The organism is Daejeonella sp. AP26 (assembly GCF_056680515.1).
Genome location: NZ_CM155286.1, coordinates 1,455,197 through 1,481,503, shown reverse-complemented (window position 1 = coordinate 1,481,503; position 26,307 = coordinate 1,455,197). Strand labels below are relative to the sequence as shown.

Annotated in this window: 15 protein-coding genes; 8 read left to right on the top strand and 7 right to left on the bottom strand. The window is 42.1% G+C overall.

Annotated elements, in window-relative coordinates; translation table 11 throughout:
- Positions 1-91: 91 nt before the first annotated feature.
- Complete coding sequence (locus tag AC1MCB_RS06405) at positions 92-1,288, bottom strand: MFS transporter (protein WP_479967911.1); 1,197 nt, start codon at positions 1,286-1,288, stop codon at positions 92-94.
- A gap of 488 nt (positions 1,289-1,776) precedes the next feature.
- On the opposite strand from AC1MCB_RS06405, the gene AC1MCB_RS06400 reads away from it, so the two are divergent.
- The 6 genes from AC1MCB_RS06400 (at position 1,777) to mnmE (ending at position 11,835) form a co-directional block, all read left to right on the top strand.
- Positions 1,777-4,074, top strand: a complete 2,298-nt coding sequence (locus AC1MCB_RS06400) for a PSD1 and planctomycete cytochrome C domain-containing protein (RefSeq protein WP_479967910.1) — start codon at positions 1,777-1,779, stop codon at positions 4,072-4,074.
- 3 nt (positions 4,075-4,077) lie between these two features.
- Positions 4,078-5,529, top strand: coding sequence for a DUF1501 domain-containing protein (locus AC1MCB_RS06395; RefSeq protein WP_479967909.1), 1,452 nt, complete (start codon positions 4,078-4,080; stop codon positions 5,527-5,529).
- Between the two features lie 364 nt (positions 5,530-5,893).
- Positions 5,894-6,919 (top strand): NHL repeat-containing protein, encoded by a 1,026-nt coding sequence (locus AC1MCB_RS06390; protein WP_479967908.1) that lies wholly within the window; start codon positions 5,894-5,896, stop codon positions 6,917-6,919.
- Positions 6,920-6,925: 6 nt separating this feature from the next.
- Complete coding sequence (locus AC1MCB_RS06385; protein ID WP_479967907.1) at positions 6,926-9,088, top strand: FN3 associated domain-containing protein; 2,163 nt, start codon at positions 6,926-6,928, stop codon at positions 9,086-9,088.
- Between the two features lie 329 nt (positions 9,089-9,417).
- Positions 9,418-10,293 (top strand): serine hydrolase, encoded by an 876-nt coding sequence (locus AC1MCB_RS06380; protein ID WP_479967906.1) that lies wholly within the window; start codon positions 9,418-9,420, stop codon positions 10,291-10,293.
- A 162-nt stretch (positions 10,294-10,455) separates the two neighbouring features.
- Complete coding sequence (gene mnmE, locus AC1MCB_RS06375; protein ID WP_479967905.1) at positions 10,456-11,835, top strand: tRNA uridine-5-carboxymethylaminomethyl(34) synthesis GTPase MnmE; 1,380 nt, start codon at positions 10,456-10,458, stop codon at positions 11,833-11,835.
- 118 nt (positions 11,836-11,953) lie between these two features.
- Here mnmE and AC1MCB_RS06370 read toward each other — a convergent pair whose 3' ends face one another.
- From AC1MCB_RS06370 to AC1MCB_RS06355, 4 genes are all read right to left on the bottom strand, one after another.
- The gene (locus tag AC1MCB_RS06370; RefSeq protein WP_479967904.1) at positions 11,954-15,952 is read right to left on the bottom strand and encodes a choice-of-anchor tandem repeat GloVer-containing protein; all 3,999 of its coding nucleotides are present in this window, start codon (positions 15,950-15,952) and stop codon (positions 11,954-11,956) included.
- Between the two features lie 226 nt (positions 15,953-16,178).
- Positions 16,179-16,886 carry a choice-of-anchor tandem repeat GloVer-containing protein gene (locus tag AC1MCB_RS06365; protein ID WP_479967903.1) on the bottom strand — a complete coding sequence of 236 codons (708 nt, stop codon included), beginning with the start codon at positions 16,884-16,886 and terminating at the stop codon, positions 16,179-16,181.
- A gap of 412 nt (positions 16,887-17,298) precedes the next feature.
- On the bottom strand, positions 17,299-17,790 hold the full coding sequence (locus AC1MCB_RS06360) for an SRPBCC family protein (RefSeq protein WP_479967902.1): 492 nt from the start codon (positions 17,788-17,790) through the stop codon (positions 17,299-17,301).
- Positions 17,791-17,934: 144 nt separating this feature from the next.
- A complete protein-coding gene (locus AC1MCB_RS06355) occupies positions 17,935-19,026 on the bottom strand; it encodes a zinc-dependent alcohol dehydrogenase family protein (RefSeq protein WP_479967901.1) in 1,092 nt (363 codons plus the stop codon).
- Positions 19,027-19,458: 432 nt separating this feature from the next.
- Between AC1MCB_RS06355 and AC1MCB_RS06350 the strand changes: the two genes are divergently transcribed.
- Positions 19,459-20,430: a 3-keto-disaccharide hydrolase gene (locus AC1MCB_RS06350; RefSeq protein WP_479967900.1), complete on the top strand. Its 972-nt coding sequence runs from the start codon at positions 19,459-19,461 to the stop codon at positions 20,428-20,430.
- Between the two features lie 174 nt (positions 20,431-20,604).
- Here AC1MCB_RS06350 and AC1MCB_RS06345 read toward each other — a convergent pair whose 3' ends face one another.
- Positions 20,605-21,567: a pirin family protein gene (locus AC1MCB_RS06345; RefSeq protein WP_479967899.1), complete on the bottom strand. Its 963-nt coding sequence runs from the start codon at positions 21,565-21,567 to the stop codon at positions 20,605-20,607.
- 63 nt (positions 21,568-21,630) lie between these two features.
- The gene (locus tag AC1MCB_RS06340) at positions 21,631-23,112 is read right to left on the bottom strand and encodes a PAS domain-containing sensor histidine kinase (RefSeq protein ID WP_479967898.1); all 1,482 of its coding nucleotides are present in this window, start codon (positions 23,110-23,112) and stop codon (positions 21,631-21,633) included.
- Positions 23,113-23,346: 234 nt separating this feature from the next.
- Between AC1MCB_RS06340 and AC1MCB_RS06335 the strand changes: the two genes are divergently transcribed.
- Positions 23,347-26,238 carry an alpha/beta hydrolase family protein gene (locus tag AC1MCB_RS06335; RefSeq protein WP_479967897.1) on the top strand — a complete coding sequence of 964 codons (2,892 nt, stop codon included), beginning with the start codon at positions 23,347-23,349 and terminating at the stop codon, positions 26,236-26,238.
- Positions 26,239-26,307 lie beyond the last annotated feature (69 nt).

The following is a 26,307-nucleotide window of genomic DNA, read 5'->3' as shown; positions in this document are numbered from 1 at the left end:
CAAAATAGAAACTGGCAAAACTTTAGACTGGAGAGGGCAATGACTACTCCTTTTATATTAGAATACTAATTTCGTAGCAGAATTAAATATTTTAAGATCGATTTTTTAAAGGCTTAATGAATAAATACCCAAGGGCAGCGACCGTGATTCCGGCACAGATGTAAAAAGTAACAGGAATCATGGCAATATCATCGATAAACAACCAGCCGGCAATGAGGGCACCAAGCCCTATACCAGCTTCAAGCGCGATATACATGGTCGCAATAGCCTTACCGCGGTGGGAGGGATCGCTTAAGTCAATGGTCCAGGCATTGACAGAGGGGGAAAGCATACCGGTAGCTACGCCGTAGAGTGCCGAAGCGCACATCAAATAAAATGAGGAACTAGCGAGACCTATCAGTATAAGGGCAACTGCGAGCAGCACAAGTGAGATCTTAATAATCCCGACCCTGCCATAACGGTCCGATGCCTTGCCTGCGATAAATCTGATCATCAGGGAAGCCAAGGTGAATACCATAAAAAACAGTCCTTTGTTACTTGTTCCGAGGAAATTTCCCCAGTCTCCAATGATTGTGAGTATCGCTCCATAGCTAATGTAACTCAGAAAGGTGATCAGTGCCGCGGGGATTACCTTGAATTCAATAATTTCATTTCTATTTATTTTTAAGAGGGCAAGCCGAAAAGGCTGCTTAGCTTCGAGCGATTCTTTCATATGGCCCAAAATGACAACAGATAGAAACGCAAATAGGGAAGAACAGTAAAACAGGGTGTTGATGGAATAATTATCCGTAATCGTGCTGCCAATGGCAGGGCCGATAGCCAGCCCGGTACTGAAGCAAACGCCGTGAACACCCATGGCTTCTCCCCATCGGTTTTCAGGCACCAGGTCGGCCACATATGCTGACGTTGCGGTGGGCTTAAATCCGGTCGAGAAACCATGGAGCAGCCTTAAAAAGAGGAAGCCGGATACTGTGGTTAATACCGGATAAAGGACCCCGCAGATCACACAAACTATGGACCCTACGGCCATAACCGGTACCCGCCCGATAGTATCGGTCAGCTTCCCGCTAAATGGTCTGGAAAATCCGGCAGTAAGGGTAAATAACGCAATGATCAATCCTTTGTAGTTTGCACCCCCCATCGCACTCAAATACTCCGGCAGCTCAGGAATCAGCATGTTAAAACTGGCTGAAAATAGAAAAGAGCTTAAACAAACAAGCCCGAATTGTAAAGTATAAATGGATTCGGACTGTTTATTCTTATACATCAACTTATAGGCGTATTGCATCCTGATTAACGGTATGCAATATTATCGCTAATTAACTAAGGCGGGGAATATTATTAAATATTTTCTGGGATGGAGTGTTGCCTCAATTGTCCGACAGGTACAGAAGACCTGGTCCTTCCAAACCATCTAATGTAGCGATATTGCGTAAATAACATTTCCCTGTGGGACGTCGACCACGGGCCCGTCATTACAATCCAGTTAGGGATTGAAGATTAGGAGCTGGCTCACGGAAACTTAGCTGTCATACTGCAAACAGATCCTTCCACACAACCATAAATATAAAGCTTCCTTCCGTATACCCCATATTCCTTTCATCCGGCGGGCTAAAAACTTAAACAATTATTGAAAATGGTAGAATAGCTCAATAATTTCCGGCATATTCACTAAATTATCGGGCTGGAATATTATAAATTTACTGAAGGTGGGAATGTAACTTTAACCTGTCAAACCAATTAATTCTTGATATGTATCGGAGACTGTTTTATTTAATGCTGACATTTTCGGTTATTACCTATGCTATTCAAGCGTGTAATAGTTCGTCAACAAGTACAGTAGGTGAAGAAGACGTGCCTGATATCGTTAGTTATAACTTTCACGTCAGGCCCATTCTTTCCGATAAGTGTTTCGCTTGCCATGGCCCGGATGCCAATAAGCGTGAAGCCGGTTTAAGGTTGGATATCGCTGAAGAAGCTTATAAAGCCTTAAAAGAAAAGCCTTCAGCTCACGCCCTTGTTCCTTTTAAACCCCAGGAATCAGAAGTGTTTTTAAGAATTTCTTCACAGGATTCGGCTTTTCTGATGCCCCCGCAATCTTCAAACCTCAAGTTATCAGCTTATGAGATTTCAATTATAGAAAAATGGATTCAACAGGGGGCTAAGTATGAGCGTCACTGGGCTTTCACTGCGCCAAAGAAACCGGCTATTCCAAAGGTGAATGACGAAGATTGGGTAACCAACGAGATCGACCATTTTATCCTGCAAAGACTGGAGCAAAAAAAGCTTAAGCCTAATTTGGAAGCTGATAAGGAAAGATTGTTGAAACGGCTCAGTCTTGATCTTACCGGTTTGCCTCCCGGCATTGAGATGATGGACAAGTTCATGGCAGATAATAGCAGCAATGCCTATGAAAAAATGGTAAACTCCTTGATGCAAAGTCCGGCGTACGGAGAAAAAATGGCCCTGCACTGGCTCGACGTTGCCCGCTACGCGGATTCGCATGGTTACCAGGATGACAACTATCGTTCGCAATGGCCATGGAGAGATTGGGTAATTCACGCTTTCAATAAAAATATTCCTTATGATCAGTTTATCACCTGGCAATTGGCGGGCGACCTGATGCCAAACGCTACGAAAGAGCAAATTCTGGCCACAGGCTTTAACCGGAATCATAAGATCACCGAAGAAGGAGGAGTTATTGATGAAGAATATCGTGTAGAATATGTTACCGATCGCACTAATACGTTCGGCAAGGCCATGCTTGCGGCTACCTTAGAGTGCTCGCATTGTCATGATCATAAATACGATCCTTTTTCGCAGAAGGAATATTACCAGGTATATGCTTTTTTCAACAACGTTAAGGAAGTAGGTCTGGAATCAACAGTCGGTGGCCCTGAAACATTTGCTAAAAAACCGCTGATGGAAATCAGTAACGATGATGTAAAAAAGGTACTGGCGTTTGTGAACAAGCAGGATACCGGCAAACTGATAGTTTCAGTTATGGGTGAAAGGGATACACTTCGAAAAACACATATCCTCAACAGGGGCGTATACGATTCGCATGGGGAAGAAGTACAGGCGGGAACTCCGAAAGCTTTGTTGTCTTTCAGTGACAAGTATCCTAAAAATAGACTGGGTTTATCGCAATGGTTATTCGACAAGCAAAATCCCCTTACCTCAAGGGTTTTCGTGAACCGGGTGTGGCAGGAGTTTTTTGGACGCGGTATTGTTAAAACGTCCGGAGATTTTGGAATGCAGGGCGAGCTTCCGTCTCACCCGGAATTGCTGGATTGGCTGGCGGTAGATTTTATGAACCATGGCTGGAACATCAAGCGCTTGGTAAAACTGATCGTCCTTTCGAGCACCTATAGGCAGTCGGCAGAAATATCATCCAAAAAATTACGAATGGATCCGGAAAACCTTCTGCTTGCACGTGCACCACGTTACCGGATCCCGGCAGAGTTTGTAAGAGATCTGGTTTTAGCCAGCAGCGGACTGCTCGTCAAAACGATAGGCGGCCCAAGTGTAAAGCCTTACCAGCCTGCAGGGCTTTGGGAAAGCGCAACATCTGGCCGGGGCCTGCTGGCGAACTATAAGCAGGATCATGGTGAAAGTCTCTACCGTAGAGGAATGTATACGTTCATTAAGCGGACCGTTCCGCCACCTGCGATGGGCATTTTTGATGCAAGCAACCGGGATCAGTGCGAAGTGAAGCGGTTAAATACTAATACCCCGCTGCAGGCATTGGTCATGCTGAACGACCCTGCCGTATTGGAAGCCTCCCGTGTTTTGGCAGCTAAATTATTACAGGAGAATAGCCAGGCTGAAGCAAAAGTTAGAAAGGCGTTTCGTCTGATCGTTTGTCGTAACCCCACTGAAAAAGAAATTAGCCTGCTTACAGCCTACTACTCAGATCAGTTAAAGGTATTTCAGCAAAAATCTAATGCTGCGAAAGTATTAGCTGTAGGAGAGTATCCAGTTCCTGCGAAAATCAACAAAACTGCCCTGGCGGCAATGATGGGAGTAATCACCACCATTTATAATTTAGAAGAAACCATTACAAAAACCTGATATATGGAAAAGGATTTTTTAGAACATGGCCTTAACTATAACAGGCGCCGTTTCTTATCCAGGTTAAGCTTAGGACTTGGTAGTGTTGCCTTGGGTTCCCTGCTTATACCAGATCTTTTTACCGGGGGAATGGATGACACAAGCCTTCCGCCGGGAATTCCGGACTTTGCACCTAAGGCGAAAAGGGTGATCTATTTATTCCAGAACGGCGCTCCATCTCAGCTGGAATCTTTTGATTACAAACCTAAGCTTAGGGAAATGATGGGGCAGGAACTCCCTCCATCCATCCGTGCAGGGCAAAGACTTACGGGGATGACATCTAATCAGGCTTCTTTTCCACTGGTTGGTTCATACTATGACTTCAAACAGTACGGTCAGTCCGGGGCATGGATCAGTGATCTCTTTCCCTATACCGCAAAAGTGGTGGATGATATTTGTATCATCAGATCCATGCATACTGAAGCGATCAATCATGATCCGGCTTTAACCTTTTTTCAAACCGGGGCACAACAAGGAAACAGGCCCAGTATGGGTGCCTGGCTGAGTTATGGATTAGGCAGCGAGAATAAAAACCTGCCAGCTTTTACCGTTCTGCTTTCACGGGGTAAAGGCAACGGCCAGGGCGTATATTCGAAACTTTGGACAAATGGATTCCTGGATTCAACCCACCAGGGAGTACAGTTTAGCAGTGGTGAAGATCCGGTACTTTACCTGAAAGATCCTGAAGGATTCAACAGGTTTGAAAGGAGAAAAATGCTGGATAATCTGGCTGCAATGAACGATCTGTCGTACCAGAAATTTGGTGACCCGGAGATCAATGCGAAGGTGCAGCAATACGAAATGGCCTACCGGATGCAAACCGCTGTTCCTGAAATTACCGACCTCTCTAAAGAACCGGATGATATTATAAAGCTTTACGGACCCGATTGCCTGGTGCCGGGGACTTTTGCGGCTAATTGTTTGCTTGCCCGTAAATTAAGCGAAAATGGTGTCCGCTTTGTGCAATTATACCACCAGGGCTGGGATCAGCACGGTAACCTTCCCTCAGAGATGGCCGGCCAGGCGAAAGATGTAGATCAGGCCTCGGCAGCATTGATTACTGATCTGAAGCAAAGGGGGCTGCTTGATGAAACGCTGGTTATATGGGGCGGCGAATTTGGCCGGACCAATTACAGTCAGGGGAAACTGACAAAAGATAATTATGGACGTGACCACCATCCCCGCTGTTTCAGCATCTGGATGGCCGGAGGTGGAATTAAGCCTGGGGTTGTATATGGTGAATCGGATGAATTTGGCTACAACGTGCTTAAAAACCCGGTACATGTGCATGATTTCCAGGCAACAGTTCTGCATCAATTAGGATTAGATCATGAGAAATTAATATTTAAACATTTGGGGCGCCGTTACCGGCTTACTGATGTTGCCGGAAAAGTTGTGAAAGACATTTTAGTATAACGCTTATGGTTTCTGTTGGCTCATTCTTCCATTTAACAAATCTGAAGAGGGCCACCACAGATTCCAAGATCATGGGAATGATAAAACATGGATGCTAACTTTAAGACATTGGTTATTTCACGCAAAGGCCGCAAAGAAGGCGCAGAGGCCGCAAAGTTTAATCTTAGAACCATTGTGTAAGACTATGTAGACTTTGCGTGCCTATATCCAACTCTGCGTGCAAAACGAAGCAGATTAAAATTAGAAATTAAGAAAAAAAATACTTTTAAGGACACTCTATGAAATCCATATGACCATTCTGGAAATCGAAGGCGCATGAAAATCCATCTCAATACTCACTACTCACATCTCAATACTATTTAAGATGAATAGAAAAGAATTTATAAAGCATACATCGGTAGCTTCGGCAAGCTTTTTTATAGCCAGCGACCTGTTTGCAAAACCCAAAGGGCCTATTTATGGACATAATAACATGCGGTACCGTTTGGATACAAAATGGGGACAATTAAATCCCCTAAAACATCCGGTAAACGATTGTCATGAAATGGTACAGGATGCGAAGGGAAGGATCATTTTACTAACTAATGAGACTAAAAACAATATCCTTATTTATAACAAATCAGGAAAACTGCTGAATTCATGGGGGCATGAATTTCCCGGTGCTCACGGCTTGACCCTGGCAAAGGAAAATGGCAAAGAGTTTTTATTCATTACCGATACCAACAGGCATCAGGTATATAAAACCACCCTGGATGGGAAGATCCTGATGACCATTGATTGTCCAATGGAGACTGGCTTATATAAGAAAAATGAGGAGTTTGTACCTACCGAGACAGCAGTGGCCGATAATGGGGATTTCTTTATCGCCGATGGTTATGGTTTGCAATATGTTTTTCATTACAGTGCTGATGGCAAACTGCTGAGCTATTTTGGTGGCAGAGGAGAGGAGCCCAAAAACCTGGATAATGCCCATGGAATCTGTATTGATACCCGGCAGGGCTTACCATCGCTGTTGGTTACAGACCGTACTCGTAATTGCTTTAAACGTTTTGATATGCAGGGCAATTTGAAAGAGATAATCAATCTGCCCGGAGCCTGTGTTTGCAGGCCGGTCATAAAAAATGATCACCTGTATGCAGCTGTATTAAGATCGCCTGATTTGAGCAAAGATGGGAGTGGTTTTACTACGATACTAGACAAAAACAATCAGGTTGTATCCAATATCGGAGGTACCCCACCCAATTATATAGACGGTGTGCTGCAACCTATGGCGCAAGCTGAAAAGATTTTGTTAAACCCGCACGATGTATGTGTGGATGATGATGAAAACCTCTACGTAGCGCAATGGGCTTCCGGAAAAGTCTATCCATATAAATTTACCCGCGTATAACGTGCTATGAAAGTTACTGTTAAAGGTCTTGCTGAGAATGTACTTTTTGCGGCCAATATCTTTATTGTTTTTTTATTGGTTTTTGAAGATCAAATCACGGTTCCCTACTGGTTGCAGCCCTTAGGCAGGATGCATCCGATGGTATTGCACTTCCCGATAGTAATCCTGATGCTGGCCATGTTTCTCGAGTTCTTTCGTTTTAAGGACGCTAACTCAAGAGAGGAGTTATATCAAAAATTCACTTCGAATTTATTACTCGCAGGAGCACTTTTTTCAGCCGTAACAGTAGTTATGGGACTCTTCTTATCTATGGAAGATGGATATTCCGGAGACATATTGCAGTGGCATAAATGGACAGGCGTAGCCATTGTTTTTATAGCCTCCATTATTTACTGGTGCAGAAATTCTTCCTGGTATAATACGTATGCGGCCAGGGCGGGAGCTATTCTCACGGCCGTCTGTGTAATTGTGGCCGGTCACTACGGTGCTACATTAACTCATGGAGATAACTTTGTTCTTGAATCAGTGACATCCCCGGCAGAAGTTGCTGCAGTGCCGATAGCTGAGGCCAAAGTCTTTGATCATGTGATTATGTCCATTTTTACGCAAAAGTGCCTGAGCTGCCACAACATAGACAAAGCCAAAGGAAGTTTGATGATGGATAATGTCCAATCCTTACTAAAAGGCGGAAAAACAGGGAAATTATTTGTGCCCGGAAAACCGGAGATCAGCCTTTTGCTCGAGCGTATACATCTGCCGCTGGATGAAAAGAAACACATGCCCCCCAAAGATAAAGCGCAATTGACAAAGGAAGAAATTACCCTGTTGCACCTATGGATAAAAAACAACGCCGAATTGAAAAGAAAAGTAATTGATTTACCGCCTGATGATTCTTTAAGATTGCTGGCAACAACATTTTTAACACCAACAGAAACCCCCGCAGAAAAATATGAATTTGCTGCGGCTGATGAAAACACGATAAAAAAACTCAACAATAATTACCGGATTGTTTCTCCTCTGGCTAAAGAGTCTCCGGCTTTGGCTGTGAATATTTACAACGGAAGTTCCTACAAATCAAAGATATTAGAGGAGCTTAGCCCGATCAGAAATCAAATCGTGTCACTGAATTTGAACAAGATCCCTGTAAGTAATGATGATCTGAAAATAATTGCCAGGTTTGAGAACCTTCGGAGACTGAACCTTAATTTTACCGAAGTCAGCGACGCAGGATTAAAACAGTTACTGGTCCTGAAACATCTAGAGGCTTTGTCTTTATCCGGCACGAAGGTGAGTTATAATTTTGTTGAGCAGGCCGGGAAGATGAATAGCCTTAAACAACTGACGCTATGGAATACCAGGGTTAGCGAATCAGAAATTCAGCAGCTACAAAAAACAACCAGGGGCATAGCTATAATCGCCGGCTTTAAAGATGACGGGAATCATCCTATTAAGTTAAATCAGCCACGCATTAATACAGAAGCAGCTGTTTTTAGAACTTCCATCCCGGTAGAAATAAAACATCCGATAAATGGAGTTAAGATCCGATATACCACAGATGGGTCTGAACCGGATAGCCTTAAATCTCTTATCTATAACAAAGAAATCCTAGTTAAAGAAAATACTACTTTGAAAGCCCGGGCTTACAAGGCCGGTTGGTATGGCAGCGATGCGGTAACTACCAATTTTTACAAGAGTACCTACAAACCTGATAGCATTCTGTTTCTATTGCCGCCTAATGAAAAATACAGGTCAGAGGGGGCAACAATCCTGACCGATAAGCAACTGGGGGATTATGATATTAATACCGGAAAGTGGATTGGCTTTAGAGAGAATAACATGGAGGCCATGCTGTTCTTTAAACAACCGGTAAACGTGCAATCAGTAACGTTAAATGTGCTGCGACAATTACCAACCTATATTTTCCCTCCTGCCGGGATCGAAATCTGGGGCGGCAGCACTAAAAGTAACCTGCGGTTATTAGGCGTCACGAAACCAAAAACCACAATGAAAGGTGATGAGGAGTCGTTCATTAAAGTGGAGGCTAAGTTTAAACCGCAACGGATCTCCTTCCTGAAGATCGTAGCTAAGAATGTGAAGAAACTTCCGGCTTGGCATCCTGGTAAAGGTGAACCGGCGTGGCTATTTGTTGATGAGATATTTTTGAATTAGATGATCCAGAGTATTCGTGCGAATGGTTCTACACGATGATAACTTTGGTCAAAGCTTCGTTTCCAATTCATCCGCCTCATAGGATAAGGGTATTTCCTTTCCATCGAACTGATTCAGAAAACGGCGTCGTGGAGGAAATAGTGATCGCATGGATCCGTCACTTAAACGGTGTTGCCGAAACGACTAACCTGGTTTTCAAACCGAAATATAAAGGTCACTGTTCTCTTGTGTTTATCAAATAAAACCGACTTGTTAACCTCACTTAGTCTAAACAAAACACGTTAATTCGCTGATTTTAGTACTTGTGTGTATTTTGCCTATCTTGACGCATGTTCAAGTTATTTCTAATTTTCCTCACGTCAGCGTCTTCCTCGTTTTCACCAGTAGATACTAACTTGAAGGGTCAAATTAATAAACACTTTTCCTCTGTAAAAGGAGAATTTGCTCTTGCTTTCAGGGATTTGCAATCGGGAAGAGAAATTCTAATCAATGAGCGGAAGTCATTCCATGCGGCAAGTACCATGAAGACGCCGGTTCTGATGGAATCTTATAGACAGGTATCAACCGGGAAAATTGCATTAACAGACTCGCTGACGGTGCACCAGAACTTCAAAAGCATAGCTGATAGCTCTGAATACGTATTAGACCAAAGCAGCGACAGCGACCAAGAACTTTATAAGTTAATAGGCGGTAAACTGGATATCTACAGCCTGCTTTACCGGATGATTATTCAAAGCAGTAATTTGGCAACCAATATGATTATTGAACTGGTAGGAGCTGAAAATGTCAATCAGACTATGCGAAACCTCGGTGCCAATGATATTCAGGTGTTGCGAGGTGTGGAAGATATAAAAGCTTATGAGAAAGGCCTGAATAATACAACCACTGCTTACGATCAAATGGTAATCTACTCTGCGCTGGCACAGGGCAACGTTGCCGATCCTCAAAGCTCTAAAGCAATGATCGGCATTTTACTTGACCAAAAGTTCAACGATGTTATTCCTGCCAGGCTTCCGAAAGAGGTGAGGATAGCTCATAAAACGGGTTCGATTACCGGAATACAGCATGATGCCGGAATTGTTTATCTTCCTGATGGTCGCAAATATGTGCTTGTAATCTTATCAAAAGGTTTGGAAGATGAAGAAGCGGGCAAGGAGGTTATGGCGAAGGTTTCGGAGATGATCTATAAAGGAATGAGCCGATGAGCATGGAAATGAGTAAATGAGCAAATTTGGGAATTAGAAAATGAGTTAATGAGCAAACTTTTTTAGCTGACTACTCGATCATCAATTTGCTCATTTACTATTCCTCTCATTTGCTAATTCACTCATCCGCACATTTGCTAATTTGCTTGTACCTTTGCCTGCATGAACTCAAGCGCAGCTACGAACTACCATACAGATACTATCATTGCTTTGGCAACTCCTGCAGGGAGCGGGGCCATAGGAGTGATTCGTCTTTCTGGTCCACAGGCTGTATCTATTACCAATCAGTTATTCAAAGGTAAAGACCTCAGTAAACAGGCTAGCCATACTATTCATTTTGGTACTATCAGAGAGAATGATGTTGTAATTGATGAGGTTTTGGTATCTCTGTTTATCGCACCGTCGTCTTATACCAAAGAAGACGTAGTCGAGATCTCCTGCCATAATTCTAAGTTTATTATAGAACAAATTATAAAGCTGGGCATGAAGCACGGAGCAAGGCCCGCTAAACCCGGAGAATTCACCTTAAGGGCATTCCTCAATGGCGCTCTTGATCTTTCTCAGGCGGAGGCTGTTGCAGATCTGATCGCTTCTAACTCTGAAGCTTCTCATCAAATGGCACTCCAGCAAATGCGTGGCGGCTTTTCTAATGAGTTGAAGGGCTTACGTGAGCAACTGATCCACTTTGCTTCAATGATCGAACTGGAACTTGATTTTGCTGAAGAGGATGTTGAGTTTGCTAACAGGGATGATTTAAAAGCACTCATTTATAAGATCAATCATGTTCTTCAGCGATTGATCAGTTCGTTTGAACAAGGCAATGTGATGAAGAATGGCGTCCCGGTGGTTATTGCCGGAAAACCAAACGTAGGTAAATCTACTTTGCTGAATGCATTTTTGAATGAAGAGCGTGCCATTGTATCTGAAATTGCTGGCACTACACGTGATACCATTGAAGATGAGATTAATATCCATGGCATCACGTTCCGATTTATTGACACAGCCGGAATTCGTACCACCGAAGATATCGTGGAAGCGCAGGGCGTGGAACGTACCTACGCAAAAATGAAGTCCGCCAAGCTGATTATCTACCTGGTAGATCCTCTGCAACCTATTAAAGAGATTGAAAGTCAGCTGGAAGAACTCGACGCCTTTAACATCCCCTATGTAATGGTCGTTAACAAATCCGATCTTCTTAGCCCGCAACAGCAGGTTGAATTTGCTCACCTTAATCCTAATTATATTTCCGCAAAAAATAAAGACGGTATCGACGAGCTTAAGGATGAAATTCTGCGGAAAGTTAATCTTGCAAAGATTAACACTGATGACGTACTGGTTAGCAATATCCGCCACCTGGAAAGCCTTCAAAAGACCAGCGAAGCTCTTTCACGAGTTTTAGATAACGTAGATGGTAACGTTACTTCCGACTTCCTTTCCATGGATATCAAACAGGCGCTGTATTACCTGGGTGAAATTACGGGCGAAGTGACCACAGATGATCTGCTGGAGAACATTTTCTCCAAGTTCTGTATCGGGAAATAGAAGGCAACAGATAGGAATATCCTAACTGTGAAGATACTTTCACCAAGTGTCAATCTAATACAGTCGATCCGTGTGCTTCTGCAATATCTGTGATTATTTCTTTTGCATTTCTGCTCTGTTAATCAGTGATTATTATCTTAAATGTTTCGGCCTTTTGCGACATAGAAAGTCTGATCAGGTATACGCCGGGTGACAGATTAGAACCGTCTAGATCAAAGCTGTAAGGTTTGCTTGCTTCCGCGCGCCCCTCATAAAGCCGGTTTATTTGCTGTCCTTTAAAATCATAAACTACCAGTGTAACCATTGCTTCATCAGTTGGAACTGCAAACCGGACAGTCGCATGTTGAGCAGATGGATTGGGAAAGGCAGTAAGGGATGCAGGACTGGTTTTCCGAACATTGATTGCAAATTCCTCTTCATCTGTGGCAGTGCCATCAGAAACAATCACTTTAATCCTAAAAGTTCCGGGAACCTGAGTTTTTGAGGGCAGCCAGTTGAATGCTCCGGTAGAGGAATTGATGCTTGCACCGGTTGGAAAGTCGCCTGTAGATGGATCAGCAAGCGAAAATTTTAAGGTATTCTCCGGAATATCTTTGTCGACAGCTTTGGCTGTAAAAGTCAGCATCTTATTTTCGTCCACTGTATGGTCGCCGATGGTAGCTAAAACTGGTTTAGAGTTGACTTCACAAACTTTGATTTCTATTTCTTCCTCATCGGTACATGCACCATCGGAAACCACAATTTTAACCCGGTAAGTTCCCGGACCCTGGGCTTCGGTAGGTGTCCAGCAAAATAAGCCGCTGGATTTATCAATAGTAGCTCCTTCAGGGAATTTTCCTGCAGCAGCATTAGCCAGTGAGAATTCTAATGTGTTAGCCGGTGAGTCTTCATCGGTAGCTTTCGCAGTAAATCTGAAATCTTCCAGTTCATTAATAGATTTATTGCCAATGGCTGTAAGAACCGGAGCGGTGTTAATTTCATCGATGCTAACTTCAATAAAGCTAGAGCCGAGATCTGGAGAAGCGCCGTTATCACCGTTAAAATCTTTCAGCTTAGAAAACACACCAGTTGGAGAATCGAAAGAAAAAATAACTCCTTTAGTACTGATTCCACCTTCCTGGGTCATGCCATATAACTTTCCATCGCTAGCCTGAATTAACGTGCCTCTTGGTCGAGAGCCCTCTGCGAAATCAAAATTATGAAGTACTGAGTATGCTTGTCGAGAGTATTGTTGGGAAGGAATAATGGAAAAAATAACTCCAGAATCAAACTCTCCATTCCACGTGGTCATACCGTATAATTTACCATCGTTTGCTTGTATCAAACTTCCATTCGGTTCTGTTCCCTGAGAAAAAAAATTATAAATTAAATTATATACGGAGGATTTGGGATCAAATGAAAAAATAGCGCCCTCGCCTGTGTCAAAACCACCCCTGGATGTCAAGCCGTAAAGGATTCCGTCATTCGCCTGAATCAGATTTCCATAAGGGAAGCGTCCTTCGCTGAAATCGAATATTACCTCATTATCGAAATTCCTTAGTTTAGTAAAATTGGAATTAGTAGGGTCAACGTTAAAAATCACGCCTGAGCCCGCACCGCCATTTCTTGTCATGCCATATAGTTTTCCATCAGTTGCCTGCATAAGGCTTCCATGAGGATTCTCACCGTCTGGGCCGGTGAAATCCTTTAGCTTAGTATAAGCAAGTTTGCTGGGGTCAAAGGAAAAAATAACCCCTTTGTTATTGCTTCCCCCATTTGCTGTCATCCCATATAACTTCCCATTACTGGCCAGCAGGAGCCCACCCTTTGGATTGGCCCCATTAGCGTTATCAAAATCCTTAAGTTTGGTGTATTTCGATTTCGCAAGATCAAAGGAAAAGATCACCCCATAGCCTTTGCTACCTCCAAAGGTGGTCATACCGTAAAGTTTTTTATCATTACCCTGAACCAGGGTGCCGGTTACAGAATATCCATCTTCTTTCGAGTTCAAATCAAATGATTTGAGAACAGTTAAGTTATTGGAAGAAGGGACAAATTTTATAATAGTTCCGCCATTTCCTGTCCCTCCCTCAGACGTGGTGCTATATAAAGTCACTATCTTTTCATTTGCAGAATTTATAGTAATGGTAAAAGTGAGAGAACGACTTTGATCTATTCCGCCATTTTCAGTGCCGCCGTCATCTTTTAGAGTAACGGTAACCTCCGCTATACCAGTCGCACTTTTAGCGCCTGTAAATTGTAATGTTCCGCTTGTATCAATAGATGGTGGGGTTGAAAACAGGCTGTTATTATTATTGCTCACTAAAAACCGGAGCTTTTGTCCGGATTCATTTCCAGGACCTTTGGAAAGTTCGGACGCCCATTCTTTTACTGACTGAGGACCACTATTAACCTTTGTTACAAAGCGAATGGTATTTAAAGTAAAGGCCGGCGCATCATTGACGGGTATTACCGTTACGGTAAAAGCTTTAGGACTGCTTTCATCAATCCCTCCATTGTCTGTCCCGGCGTTATCTTTTAGAACCAGGGTTATCGTGTCAGAGCCGTTTGCATTTAATAGCGGTTTTAAAAACAAATCTCCATTCACACTGGGAGACGGGGGAAATTGGAACAAATCTTTATTTTTACTAGCACCGATGAACCTTATAGTTTGATTAGCTTCACCTTCACCGGGAGATATATCAGTCGCCCAGTGTTCTATAAATTTCTCAGTATCTTCTAATATGGTTTGATCAGGACCTTTTGTAAAAGATGGGGGTAAATTAACTGGAGGGGGGCTGTCATCAAACATCAATCTTGCGAGGGCAGGGACTCCAAATTGTGTACCACCTACGACAATTTTATCATCCGGTTGAATAAGCACACCAAAACCCCAGCTTGAAGAACCAAAATCTAATAATTGTTTTCCATCTCCATTAAAAGCAGTGTCCAAACTTCCATCGGGCAATAGCCGCACTATTCCAAAATTCCTTTTTGAGGAGTTAGGCGTAAGTTCAATCTCGGCAGGCGAAGATCCATTCATTAAAATACTTCCGTTTTTTTGAACGGCTACGCCGCCCCCCAGATCATCGGAATTAGCGAAGTCGATTATTTTTTTACCATTTACTGCGAAGCTACTATCTAAAGTTCCGTTTCCATTTAACCGTGCTAATGCGTAATCACCAGTAAAAAGAGTCGGCGTATTTCGACTGTATGTGGTTCCCGACACAAGTATTTTTCCGTCATCCTGAATTACCAGGTCATTTGCGTGGTCAGTGTTTCCGTCGAAATCAATATAAGTTTTTCCTCCCGAGCCAAAACTGGTGTCCAGGCTTCCCCCGGGGTTCAAACGAACGATTGTGAAGTCGAAACTACTATTCAAATCAAATGAATCATCTCCGGAAATCAATATTTTTTTATCTGGTTGTAATCTTATTTTGTTACCTAACGTCAGGTCAATAAAAAGCATTCCCTTTTCCACAAAACCAGTATCAATAGACCCATTTTCATTAAGAAGTATAATTTTGAAATTAGGTTCATTGGTTTTTGGGTTTATGCCATAGCCAGCCAGTAAAATCTTACCATCTTCCTGTACAGCTACGCTGTAGCTATCACCTCCGGAATCTTCTTCAAGCAAAAGGATTCCGTCGCCATCAAAACTCTTGTCGTGCGTGCCGTCCGGATTTAAACGAACGGCTGCAAACCTGTGATAAATCATATCTTCACCGCGGGAATTCGCTACTTCGCCGGTGACGATTATTTTTCCATCAGGAGCTATACATATATCCCATGGAACCGCATAGAAGTTGGACATTTCTGCAAAGGCTTTTCCGTCATCGCTGAAGCTTTCATCCAATGTTCCATTATGATTTAAGCGCACAATTCCAAAAGCGGCCATTTTCGTCGTAGAATGAAGAGCGCCTACAGTTATTAATACTTTTCCATCTTTTTGTATAGCCATTGACCCATATTCCTTACCCCCAATACTCCCAAAAACATATGGATTTGCACTTCGTGGAACCACAACACGTCCGTTCGTGCCAAAGCTTTTATCAAGCGTGCCAGGTTGCGCAAAAACGAGATCAGGTACGCACAGGTCTAATGTCAAGCAAATGAATGTTAGAAAAATCTTTTTCATAATACAGATTTTAATAATTGAATAGTTAAGTACAGAGGCTTTAAGGAGGCTTGTAAATATTCTGTATCGGAAAGTAGGATTGATATGAGACGAAAAGGAAATAATCCAAGTGGGTATTTCTTTCAATGCGTTCAAGTGGATACGTTTGATCGGGATCGTATCAGTTTTTATAATATTTGCTTTGTATTTTTTGCATTTTCTGCTCTGTTACTCAGTAATTATTATCTTAAAAGTTTCTGCTTTTTGAGACATAGAAAGCCTGACCAGGTAAACGCCGGGTGACAAGGCTCACATAAGGGTGAGCTCCATTAACCCCGTTAAAATCTTTCAGTTTAGTATAAGTTGAGGATGAAGGCATAAACGAAAAAATTACCCCGTTATTAGTGCTTCCGCCAAAAGTTGTCATGCCATATAAAGTTCCATCTTTCGCTTGAACAAGGCCTCCTAATGGCCCACTGCCATTTATTCCGTCAAAATTTAATAAATTTTTAAAATTCCCGGAGGAGGGGTCAAAGGAGAAGATCACCCCCAGATTATTAGCCCCGCCCTGAGAAGTCATTCCATAAAGTTTCCCATCGGTTGCTTGTAATAGGATACCTTCAGAGTATTGTCCATTTATGTGGTCGAAATCCCAGAGTCTTCTATATATTTTTGCGAGCGGGTCAAATGCAAAGATAACGCCGCTGTTACTCCTTCCCCCAAGCTGTGTCATGCCATATAACAATCCATCGCTACCCTGGATTAATTTAGAGCTTGGTCCTTTGGCAAGGCTTTCGAAAGATTTAACAACGGTTAGTTTATTTGTTTCGAGTACAAGCTTGTAGATGGCACCTCCGCCTTTTCCCCCGCCAGAGGTGGTGCCAAACAAAATCTGTGCTTTCACAGAAACCATACAGGTCAAAAGACAAATAATAAATAGTAAGGACTTTTTCATAATACAGGCTTTAATATTTAAATATTAAATATGGTTGTATTCGGAAGTTGTGCTATTATATATCAATTCTGCTTTATCGATTGGATCTGATATTTCGCTCAATGAGAAATTTGGTCCAAGAATTCGGACTCTCGGTTTCTTTTTAAGATTAATTCGGCGCTTTTTCTATAGTAGGGCGAATATTTTGTTTAAAATGGAATACTATCAATATAAGAAAAATTAAATTTTAAGCCAATGATCTCGATTACTACTTATGATGATTGTGACAGGCTCAGAAGAAATGAATCGGCAATGTTCGAATTATGTATTTCATTATGGAAAATCAAATTCCTGCTGATCAGTCATCTTTCTAAGCCATTAATTAATGTTGAAAATCAATACCAGTTAATTTAGAATCTCAAAATTATCAACATTACTTGTGTCGTGAACCGAGCCTCTCCTCATCAGCAGTTTGCGGTTTGCCCGTACTATTAGGCTCTCCCTTACCCGTAGTGATCAGTTTGAATAGACTCTCCTGGATGTAGTGTGTCCACGCATTTGAACAAACCTCAAAACATTCATATTCAGGAACCAGGCCCTCGTGAGTAAAGCGGAGTTGGGTCTTATTATCCTTTTTGTAGATTTCAAAAATCATTTTTGTGTCTGTCCATTCGCTTTTGTCTTTCGTAAACTTAAAATAGTTCTCCAACACAAGCCAAACGACTTTTTCGTCAGCAATGACTTCTATTAATTTTATATGGCAGCGATGAACGTCTTCATAATGGTATCTAAAGTCGTCATCCCGTTTAGCTGTTGGGCCTTCAATTTCTTGTGACCACCATCCGCGAACATTCGTGACGGCATCAAATACCTCTTTCGGAGTCTGGTTTACCAATATGGCAGTAGTGAAATCTGATGTTTTCATTGTTTGACGTTTTTTGTTTGTTAAGACAATTTTCTAAAGCGGTAATTCTAAGTGTTTATATATATCACCAGGTAAAAAAAACCGCACGGGTTACCAATGCGGCCTTTTCAACAATCCAGCTAGGATATCTTAAAGTAGCGCTTACTACGGCTCGATAATGACTTTTAGAGATTTCTCTTTGGCCGGGTTACCAAATACTTCGTAAGCCTTAAGTACTTCATCTAATTTAAAGTGGTGTGTTATCAGTTGACCCGGATTGATCTTTCCTGATAAAACTGTTTTTAATAACATGGGGGTTGTATCTGTATTAACCAATCCCATGGTAATTGTGATGTTTTGGATCCAAAGATCTTGAATTTGAAGGTCTACACTTTTCCCATGTACGCCAACATTTGCCAGATGTCCGCCTGGACGAACAATTCTCTGACAAACATCAAAAGTGGCAGGAACTCCGACAGCCTCGATGGCCACATCAACGCCATCTTTTGTTTCAGACATTATCCTCTTGACCGCATCCTCCGAGGCAGAATTGATGATATCCGTTGCACCAAACTTTTTCGCCACTTGCAAACGATTGTCATCCAAATCGATCATATAGATCCTGGCGGGTGAATAAAACTGTGCTGTTAGCAACGCCGACATACCGATGGGTCCGGCACCAACAATTGCAATTGTATCTCCCGGTTTAACACAGCCACTCAGCACACCGATCTCGTGGCCTGTTGGCAATATATCACTAAGCATAACCAACGCATCTTCGTCAGCTCCTGCTGGTATTGCATGGAGACTATTATCAGCGTGGGGGATACGTACATATTCAGCTTGGGTACCATTGATCAGGTGGCCAAGTATCCAGCCTCCGTCTTCGCAGTGTGAGTACATCTGTTTTTTACAGTATTCGCAGGTACCATCCGATGTGATACACGAGATGATTACATGGTCTCCTTTTTTAAAATTTCTAACCGATGCACCAACCTCTTCAATAACCCCGACCCCTTCGTGGCCAAGGGTAGTACCAGGCTTACAGCTTGGCGTCTTTCCATGTAGAATACCAAGATCGGTTCCGCAGATGGTTGTCTTTAATATTTTTACAAGGGCATCTGTCGATTTTTCAATCACCGGAACGGAAATCTCTTTTAACTCAATGATACCTGGTCCGCCATAGACCAAACCTCTCATTAGTCTGCCTGTTGCAGCCACGGTGTTACTTTCGGCACTTAATGTCTGATTTTCCATAACTCAATGCTTTTAATTGATAAATTTCAGCAAAAAGTGTAAACTAAAGAGTGACTTAAGGCATCGGAAGAAGATGATCAACGTCATTAAACGATTTGTTTAGACTAATCTCAGTTCCATATTGCAATTTAGAACACAGCTTTTTTACCTGCGATGCAAGCACTCTGAGGCTTCATGACTTTAAAGCCCTAGTTTTAAAGTTATGGAAACAAATGCTGACCTAACCCAACTGACGTTAGGTCAACATATTGAGGAAGTAAAACGACTTAAGAACGTAATTCGTGAATACCGGCGGTGCCATAAAGCAATTATTCTAGCGAGCTTCATTCATTTAATTTGGTGTAACCAATCAATAAATCCTATCTTACGGTACTATCGGAGCATTGAAATGTATTTACCGGAGAGCTAATTTTAACTTAATTTAAACTTTGTATGCGTAAAACACTATTTGTACTGACCTTGGGTGGTCTTTTAACTTTAGGATCTGCTAATTCTTTAATGGCTGCAAACACTTCAAGTTCCAGTATGCAAAATACAGTCGAATCAAAAGACCTTATAGGACGCTGGGATATTACCATCGATGAAAACGGCAAGCCGAGGCCATCCTGGTTAGAAGTGAAGCTTTCGGGAAACAAGACTTTAGTAGGTAGTTTCGTAGGCATATCCGGCAGTGCACGTCCGGTAGCCGAAGTTAAGTTTAACAACGGTGAATTTAACTTTACTATTCCGCCGCAGTGGGAGAGTGGTGAGCAGGATTTTTTAATTGAAGGTAAGCTTGTTGGTGCAACAATTAGTGGTACAATAACTACTAGTGAGGGAAAGAACCATAGTTGGAAAGGTGTGAAAGCGCCCTATCTTACAAGAACATCGCCGCCCGCTTGGGGATCGCCCGTACAATTGTTTAACGGTAAGGACCTTAGTGGCTGGAAAGCAATGGGTGAGAATCAATGGGCAGTTAAAAACGGTATTCTAACCAGTCCTAAATCAGGCGCTAACCTGGTTTCAAACGAAAAGTTTACAGACTTCAAACTACGTGTAGAGTTCAAATATCCAAAAGGCAGTAATAGTGGGGTCTATTTAAGAGGACGGTATGAAGTACAGATTGAAGATGCGCCAAAAGATGCACACCCGTCGAATGTCTTGTTCGGAGGTGTTTATGGATTCCTGACACCTAGTGAGATTGCTGCTTTGGGACCTGATCAATGGCAAACTTATGATATTACATTAGTTGGTCGCATGGTTACGGTCGTTGCAAACGGTAAAACGATCATTAGCAACCAGGAAATTCCTGGAATTACTGGTGGCGCATTGGATAGTAATGAGGGCGAACCTGGTCCGATATATATCCAGGGAGATCATGGGCCGATCGAGTTCAGAAAGATTGTTATTACACCGGTAAAATAGATACGTGGCCATAACGGGCTTCAAGAATGGTTTTAAGGGTTTGTATTTCCCGGCTTGAGAAACTTACAGAAAGGTTCAATTCCATAAGATTCCTGGACTTGAACCTTTCTATAGAATAATAGGAATTTAAATAAGGCTTTTATACAATTTCTAAGAGAGCCCTATGAGTTTCTCTTATGAAAGCGGCTCAGGCCTCGGTGCGCTGCCCGCTGGTTTGGATGAATCATCAGGAAGTGGAATAAACTCTTGGTTATCGCTTGGTGGCAATACTATCCTCCCTTGCTTCCAGTCTTCTTTCGCTTGCTCAATTCGTTCTTTTCGTGAAGACACAAAATTCCACCAAATAAATCGTTCGCCTAAAGGTTCACCACCCAACAGCATTAAAGTTGTAGTTTCTTTTGCCGTTAGTATTGGATCAACCCCTTTGCTGAAGACCAGCATTAGTCCTTCAGGATAAGTTGTGCCTGATATTGCAACAGTTCCTTTCACGATATAAAAAGCGCGTTCTGAATGTTCTTTTGGAAGTTCAAATTGTGCACCCTTCTGAAGAATTACGTGAAGATAAAACAGCGGAGATTTTGTCTTTACATCATTAGTCAGTCCGTAAGCATCGCCGGCTATCAGCCTCATCCAAACTCCTTTGTCGGTAAAAACAGGTAACTGATCAGGAGTGTAGTTGTTAAACGCAGGTGCGGTTTCTTCATCTTTTTCGGGTAGGGCTACCCAGGTCTGTATCATTTCTAACCTTCCTCCAGCCAGTGCAGCCGGATCCTCAAACCGCTCTGAGTGAGCTATACCACTACCTGCCGTCATCCAGTTTACTTCTCCCGGTCGGATGATCTGTTCAACGCCCAGACTGTCGCGATGTGTTACTTGTCCACCAAACAGGTAGCTTACTGTAGAAAGTCCAATATGCGGGTGTGGCAACACATCTAGTGAAGAAAGTTTTGAATTCACCTGCAGTACCGGGCCGGCGTGATCCATAAAGATAAAAGGACCAACCATTCGTCGTAACCGAAATGGCAGAATGCGTTTAACCTTCATCGATTGACTGATTGCGGCAATGCGAGCTTCTATAACAAAATCGAGGATGGTGATTGTTCTATTATTTAAATTGCATTGAGAAAGTTTATTCAATTCAAGGTTAGTAAAACGAATGGCAGCCCTGATTAGTTAGAGATGATAAGTTCAATAAAGACGTTAATAAACCGAGATGGCAAATTGTTCCACCGGTAAGGTGAACCAGAAAGTACTGCCTTTACCGACTTCGCTGTTAACACCGATTTCACCTTCATGCATTTTGATGATCTCCGACGAGATATATAGGCCCAATCCCAAACCTGAATATCGACTTCCACCACTTTCAACCCTATAAAATCGGTCAAACAAATGGACAATTTTTTCAGGGGGAACTCCTGGCCCCTTGTCTACGACTGATATTTTTACCATGTGATCAAGTCTTTCGATAAACACGTTTACTTCCTCCGAATCCGGTGCGTATTTTACTGCATTATTAATTAAGTTGGTAATTACTTGTTCAATGCGTTCTGCATCAGCATGAATTGTCAAATTTAGATCTCCGTTCGTTTTTATAGAATATTCATCGCCATAGCGTATGTGATCACAACAATCTGCTATCAGCTCCGATAGGTTGAAATTTGATTTAGTTAAGTGCATTTGGCCTTTGCTCATGCTAGTCGCACTAAGCAGATCTTCAACCAATCCGCTTACCTTCGTCATGCTTTTATTGGCCATGTTAACCAGGTCCTGAATCTTCTCGTCCTGACTGCTTAATTTTCTATTGATCAATTGCAACGAAGCGTTTAAACTTGTAATTGGAGTTTTTAATTCGTGACTGGCGATACTGATAAAATCCTCTTTTTGTCTTTCCAATAATTTCTCTTTGGTAATGTCTTTAACGGTGCCGATTACCTTGCCAGCCTTGCCAGCCTTGCCAGCCTTGCCAGCCGCATTGAATTCAGCCTCAGCCTGAAAGTGTACTACCTTAAAAGACAGATTGTCGGTATGGATTCGTCCTTTAAAATCTAACAGGCCCTGATGGGATAGTGATTGAACGGCCTCCTGGAAACGAACGGAATCTTCCGGAAGAAGATGCATCAAATAATGTTCAAGGCTCCACTGGTTAATCGGATTCTTATAGCCAAAAATCTGATCATGGTTTTGTGATCGGATGACTGAATGATCATCCAGATTCATTTCCCAGGCAGCCATCTTCGAATATTGTAAAGCCAGATTCAACCTTCTTTCACTTTCTTCAAAATGCTTTTTCCCGGTGATGTCATCCAAAACCGAATAGCCGTAGGTAATACCATCTTCATTGAATAAGACAGTGGTTACATTTACCCAGACGAGTGATTTATCTTTTCTTATCAGACAGACATCTAATTTAAAGAATGGACTTTGCTTGCTCCATAATTCATCCTGCAGATCATGCCAGTGTTTTTTGAACTCTTCACAGGCATAATCCAGAATCTCTGTTCCCTCAATTTCTTCTGCAGAAAAACCTAAAAGTTCGGTGAGTGCTTTGTTGACCTTTAGAATGGTGAGATCTGAATTAATGATCTTAGATGCAACGGATGTTAATCTGAATATTGTCTCAAATTTATCGTTACATTCTTCAAACTTTTGTTTGTAGTCAGTGTGTTTAGGGTTATTACTCATAAAATATTCTCTCAATTCAACACAAAAGGCGATGCTGATGTTTGAGGACTCTTTATGAAATATAATTGATAGAAGCAGGCGAGACTTGTGGATTTGCAGGGTCAAAGAAAGAGCGCCCAGATCTTATATTATGTAACCATTATATTGAAGTTGACTAATTAAACCAGCTATGCCCATTCCGTTCAACCCAAATTTCGCATCTTTAGCACTAACTCATAAAATGCTAAAGAACATATGCGAAAACCTTTACTCTTTATAATTCTGTCATCGGTTTCCTTTTTGTCCATTGGGCAGCAACCGTCAAAAAAGCCATTAGATCATCAGGTTTACGATGCCTGGCAATCAATTAATTCCCAGCGGATAAGTAATAATGGCCTCTGGGTGATGTATGCTGTCACCCCTCAGCAAGGAGACGCCAAACTTGCAATAACCAATCTTAAAACAAAAGCTATTTCCAATGTTCAAAGAGTTAACTCAGCCGAGTTTTCTGAGGATTCAAGGTATGCCGTATTTCTGATCAAGCCCTTTTATCAGGAGACCAGGTTAGCCAAAATCAAGAAGAAAAAAGCGGATGATATGCCTAAAGATACCTTAGGTATTATGGCTTTAGGACAGGCACCGGTTTTAAAGGTTGGGCGTGTTAAATCTTATAAACTTCCGGAAAACGCATCAAACGTCGTGGTCTACCTAATGGACAAAGCACCAGTCGATACAGTTAAAAAGAAAAAGGAAACTAATAGAATAACCGATTCAGATTTTCTGGCTGATGAGGATTCACCATCAAATGCTGCTAAAGTAGAAGGAACCGACCTGGTGTTACATAAGCTAACAGGAGGAACCCAGAAGATTTTCAAGTATGTTACAGATTACTCATTGAGTAATAATGGTAAGATCCTTGCATTTGTAAGCAGTGGTTCTAAAAAAGATTCAGTAATTAAGGCGGGACTTTTTTGGTATGATGTTGAGAAAGATCAATTGAAATACATCAGCTCAGGTAAGGGAAATTATAAGAATTTGGCTTTTGACGATTTGGATCAGCAATTTGCCTTTACCGCAGAAAAGGGACCTGAAAAATCACTTCAAAAGTTCTACAGTTTGTATTATTACACCCCCCTGTTAGACAGTGCAAGGGTGATTGCAGATAAAACCACTATGGGAATGCCTGCCGACTGGAACGTCAATGTTGAGGGGCGCGTTTTCTTTAGCAAAAATTCTGAAAAACTGTTCTTTGGTACCTCCCCAATCATTGCACCCAAGGACACTAATATTGTCGAGTTTGAAGTAGCAAAGGTTGACGTGTGGAATTACAAGGATGATTATCTGCAGCCCATGCAACTAAAGAACGTGGAGCGGGAATTAAAACGCAGCTACATGGCAGTCATATATCCAAAAAACAATTTACCAAGGATACTTCAGTTAGGGTCGTTGGAAATTCCTGATATTGAATTAGGTGATGAAGGCAATAGTGAATATGCGTTGGTTTCAGGTGATATCGAAAGTAGAAAAGAGATCCAGTGGACAGGTTCAACTTATAGAGATCTTCACCTGTTGTCAACAGTAACTGGAAAGCGACAGAAGATTGCTTCGAAGATTCGTGGTGGCGCAAATCTGTCCCCGGGAGCTAATTACGTAATATGGTACGACCATACCGACAGAAACTGGTATACCTACAGCATTAAAACAGGTGTTACACTTGCTTTGAACAAGGGTCTGGATACACCATTCTATAGCGAATTGAATGACGTTCCAGACGATCCAAGCCCTTACGGCATCGCTACGTGGACGGAAAACGATCAACAAGTATTAATTAATGATCGTTACGATATCTGGAGTTTTAATCCGGCCTTAGGAACTCCAAAAATAATAACTAATGGATATGGCAGAAAAAACTTGCTTACCTTCCGTTACATTGATTTCGATGCGCCGCGTACTTTCAGACGATTTAGTGTTGATGACAAAGTAATTAATTCGAAGCTGCCAATTATATTAAGTGCTTTTAACAATGTCACTAAAGAAAGTGGCTGGTACACGGCCAGTGTAACTAGTGTTAATAATCCTAAAAGGATTATTATGTCGTCCCATAGCTATTCAAAACCACTTATTGCAAGGGACGGCAGTTCATTCGTATATACCAAAGGCAATTATCAATCAAGTCCTGACCTGTACGTTTCAAATGATTTTAAAAAGGAGACAAAGCTGAGCGCCATTAATTCACAGCAAAGTCAGTACAACTGGGGAACCGCAGAACTGGTTAATTGGACTACCCCTAAAGGCTACAAATCTGAAGGGATACTGTACAAACCGGAGGATTTTGATCCGAACAAGAAATATCCAATGATCGTTTACTTTTATGAGAAACTTTCTGACGGTCTGAATACTTACATCGCCCCAACACCTACTCCGTCACGTTTAAACATATCATACTTTGTAAGTAATGGTTACATAGTTTTTGCACCGGATGTCAGCTACGAGATCGGTTATCCGGGCAAATCAGCAGAAGAATTTATCAATTCGGGTGTTGAAAGCTTAAAAAAGAATGCATGGGTTAATGGTTCTAAAATAGGCATCCAAGGTCAAAGCTGGGGAGGGTACCAGGTTGCTCATTTGATCACCAGAACGGATATGTACGCAGCGGCCTGGTCTGGCGCACCTGTCGTGAATATGACCTCGGCCTATGGTGGTATTAGATGGGACAGCGGTATGAATCGTCAGTTCCAATATGAAAAGACTCAGAGTCGGATAGGTGCTACCCTTTGGGAGAAACCGGAATTATATATCGAGAATTCACCACTTTTCCACTTGCCTAAGGTAAACACTCCGGTTGTGATTATGGCCAACGATGCAGATGGAGCGGTGCCATGGTATCAGGGGATCGAAATGTTCACAGCTTTACGCCGATTGAATAAACCTGTGTGGATGCTGAATTACAATAATGAAGCCCATAACCTTGTGCAACGCCAAAACCGTAAAGATATTCAGATCAGGGAACAGCAGTTCTTCGACCACTATCTTAAAGGAAAACCCGCGCCACATTGGATGGAGAAAGGTGTTCCAGCCACAGAAAAAGGAAAAAGCTGGGGATTTGAAATTGTTGGACCACCCACAATAGATATCAAACAGGAATAAACTATTTTTAATAATAACATAAGAACTTTAGATTTAATGATGCGGGGGCTTTTAGCAAAAACTAAAATC

What these genes read in the sequence shown, in the direction of transcription:
- AC1MCB_RS06405 (WP_479967911.1), bottom strand. Translation starts at nt 1,288, where the DNA reads ATGCAATACGCCTATAAGTTGATGTATAAGAATAAACAGTCCGAATCC.
- AC1MCB_RS06400 (WP_479967910.1), top strand. Translation starts at nt 1,777, where the DNA reads ATGCTGACATTTTCGGTTATTACCTATGCTATTCAAGCGTGTAATAGT.
- AC1MCB_RS06395 (WP_479967909.1), top strand. Translation starts at nt 4,078, where the DNA reads ATGGAAAAGGATTTTTTAGAACATGGCCTTAACTATAACAGGCGCCGT.
- AC1MCB_RS06390 (WP_479967908.1), top strand. Translation starts at nt 5,894, where the DNA reads ATGAATAGAAAAGAATTTATAAAGCATACATCGGTAGCTTCGGCAAGC.
- AC1MCB_RS06385 (WP_479967907.1), top strand. Translation starts at nt 6,926, where the DNA reads ATGAAAGTTACTGTTAAAGGTCTTGCTGAGAATGTACTTTTTGCGGCC.
- AC1MCB_RS06380 (WP_479967906.1), top strand. Translation starts at nt 9,418, where the DNA reads ATGTTCAAGTTATTTCTAATTTTCCTCACGTCAGCGTCTTCCTCGTTT.
- mnmE (WP_479967905.1), top strand. Translation starts at nt 10,456, where the DNA reads ATGAACTCAAGCGCAGCTACGAACTACCATACAGATACTATCATTGCT.
- AC1MCB_RS06370 (WP_479967904.1), bottom strand. Translation starts at nt 15,952, where the DNA reads ATGAAAAAGATTTTTCTAACATTCATTTGCTTGACATTAGACCTGTGC.
- AC1MCB_RS06365 (WP_479967903.1), bottom strand. Translation starts at nt 16,886, where the DNA reads ATGAAAAAGTCCTTACTATTTATTATTTGTCTTTTGACCTGTATGGTT.
- AC1MCB_RS06360 (WP_479967902.1), bottom strand. Translation starts at nt 17,790, where the DNA reads ATGAAAACATCAGATTTCACTACTGCCATATTGGTAAACCAGACTCCG.
- AC1MCB_RS06355 (WP_479967901.1), bottom strand. Translation starts at nt 19,026, where the DNA reads ATGGAAAATCAGACATTAAGTGCCGAAAGTAACACCGTGGCTGCAACA.
- AC1MCB_RS06350 (WP_479967900.1), top strand. Translation starts at nt 19,459, where the DNA reads ATGCGTAAAACACTATTTGTACTGACCTTGGGTGGTCTTTTAACTTTA.
- AC1MCB_RS06340 (WP_479967898.1), bottom strand. Translation starts at nt 23,112, where the DNA reads ATGAGTAATAACCCTAAACACACTGACTACAAACAAAAGTTTGAAGAA.
- AC1MCB_RS06335 (WP_479967897.1), top strand. Translation starts at nt 23,347, where the DNA reads ATGCGAAAACCTTTACTCTTTATAATTCTGTCATCGGTTTCCTTTTTG.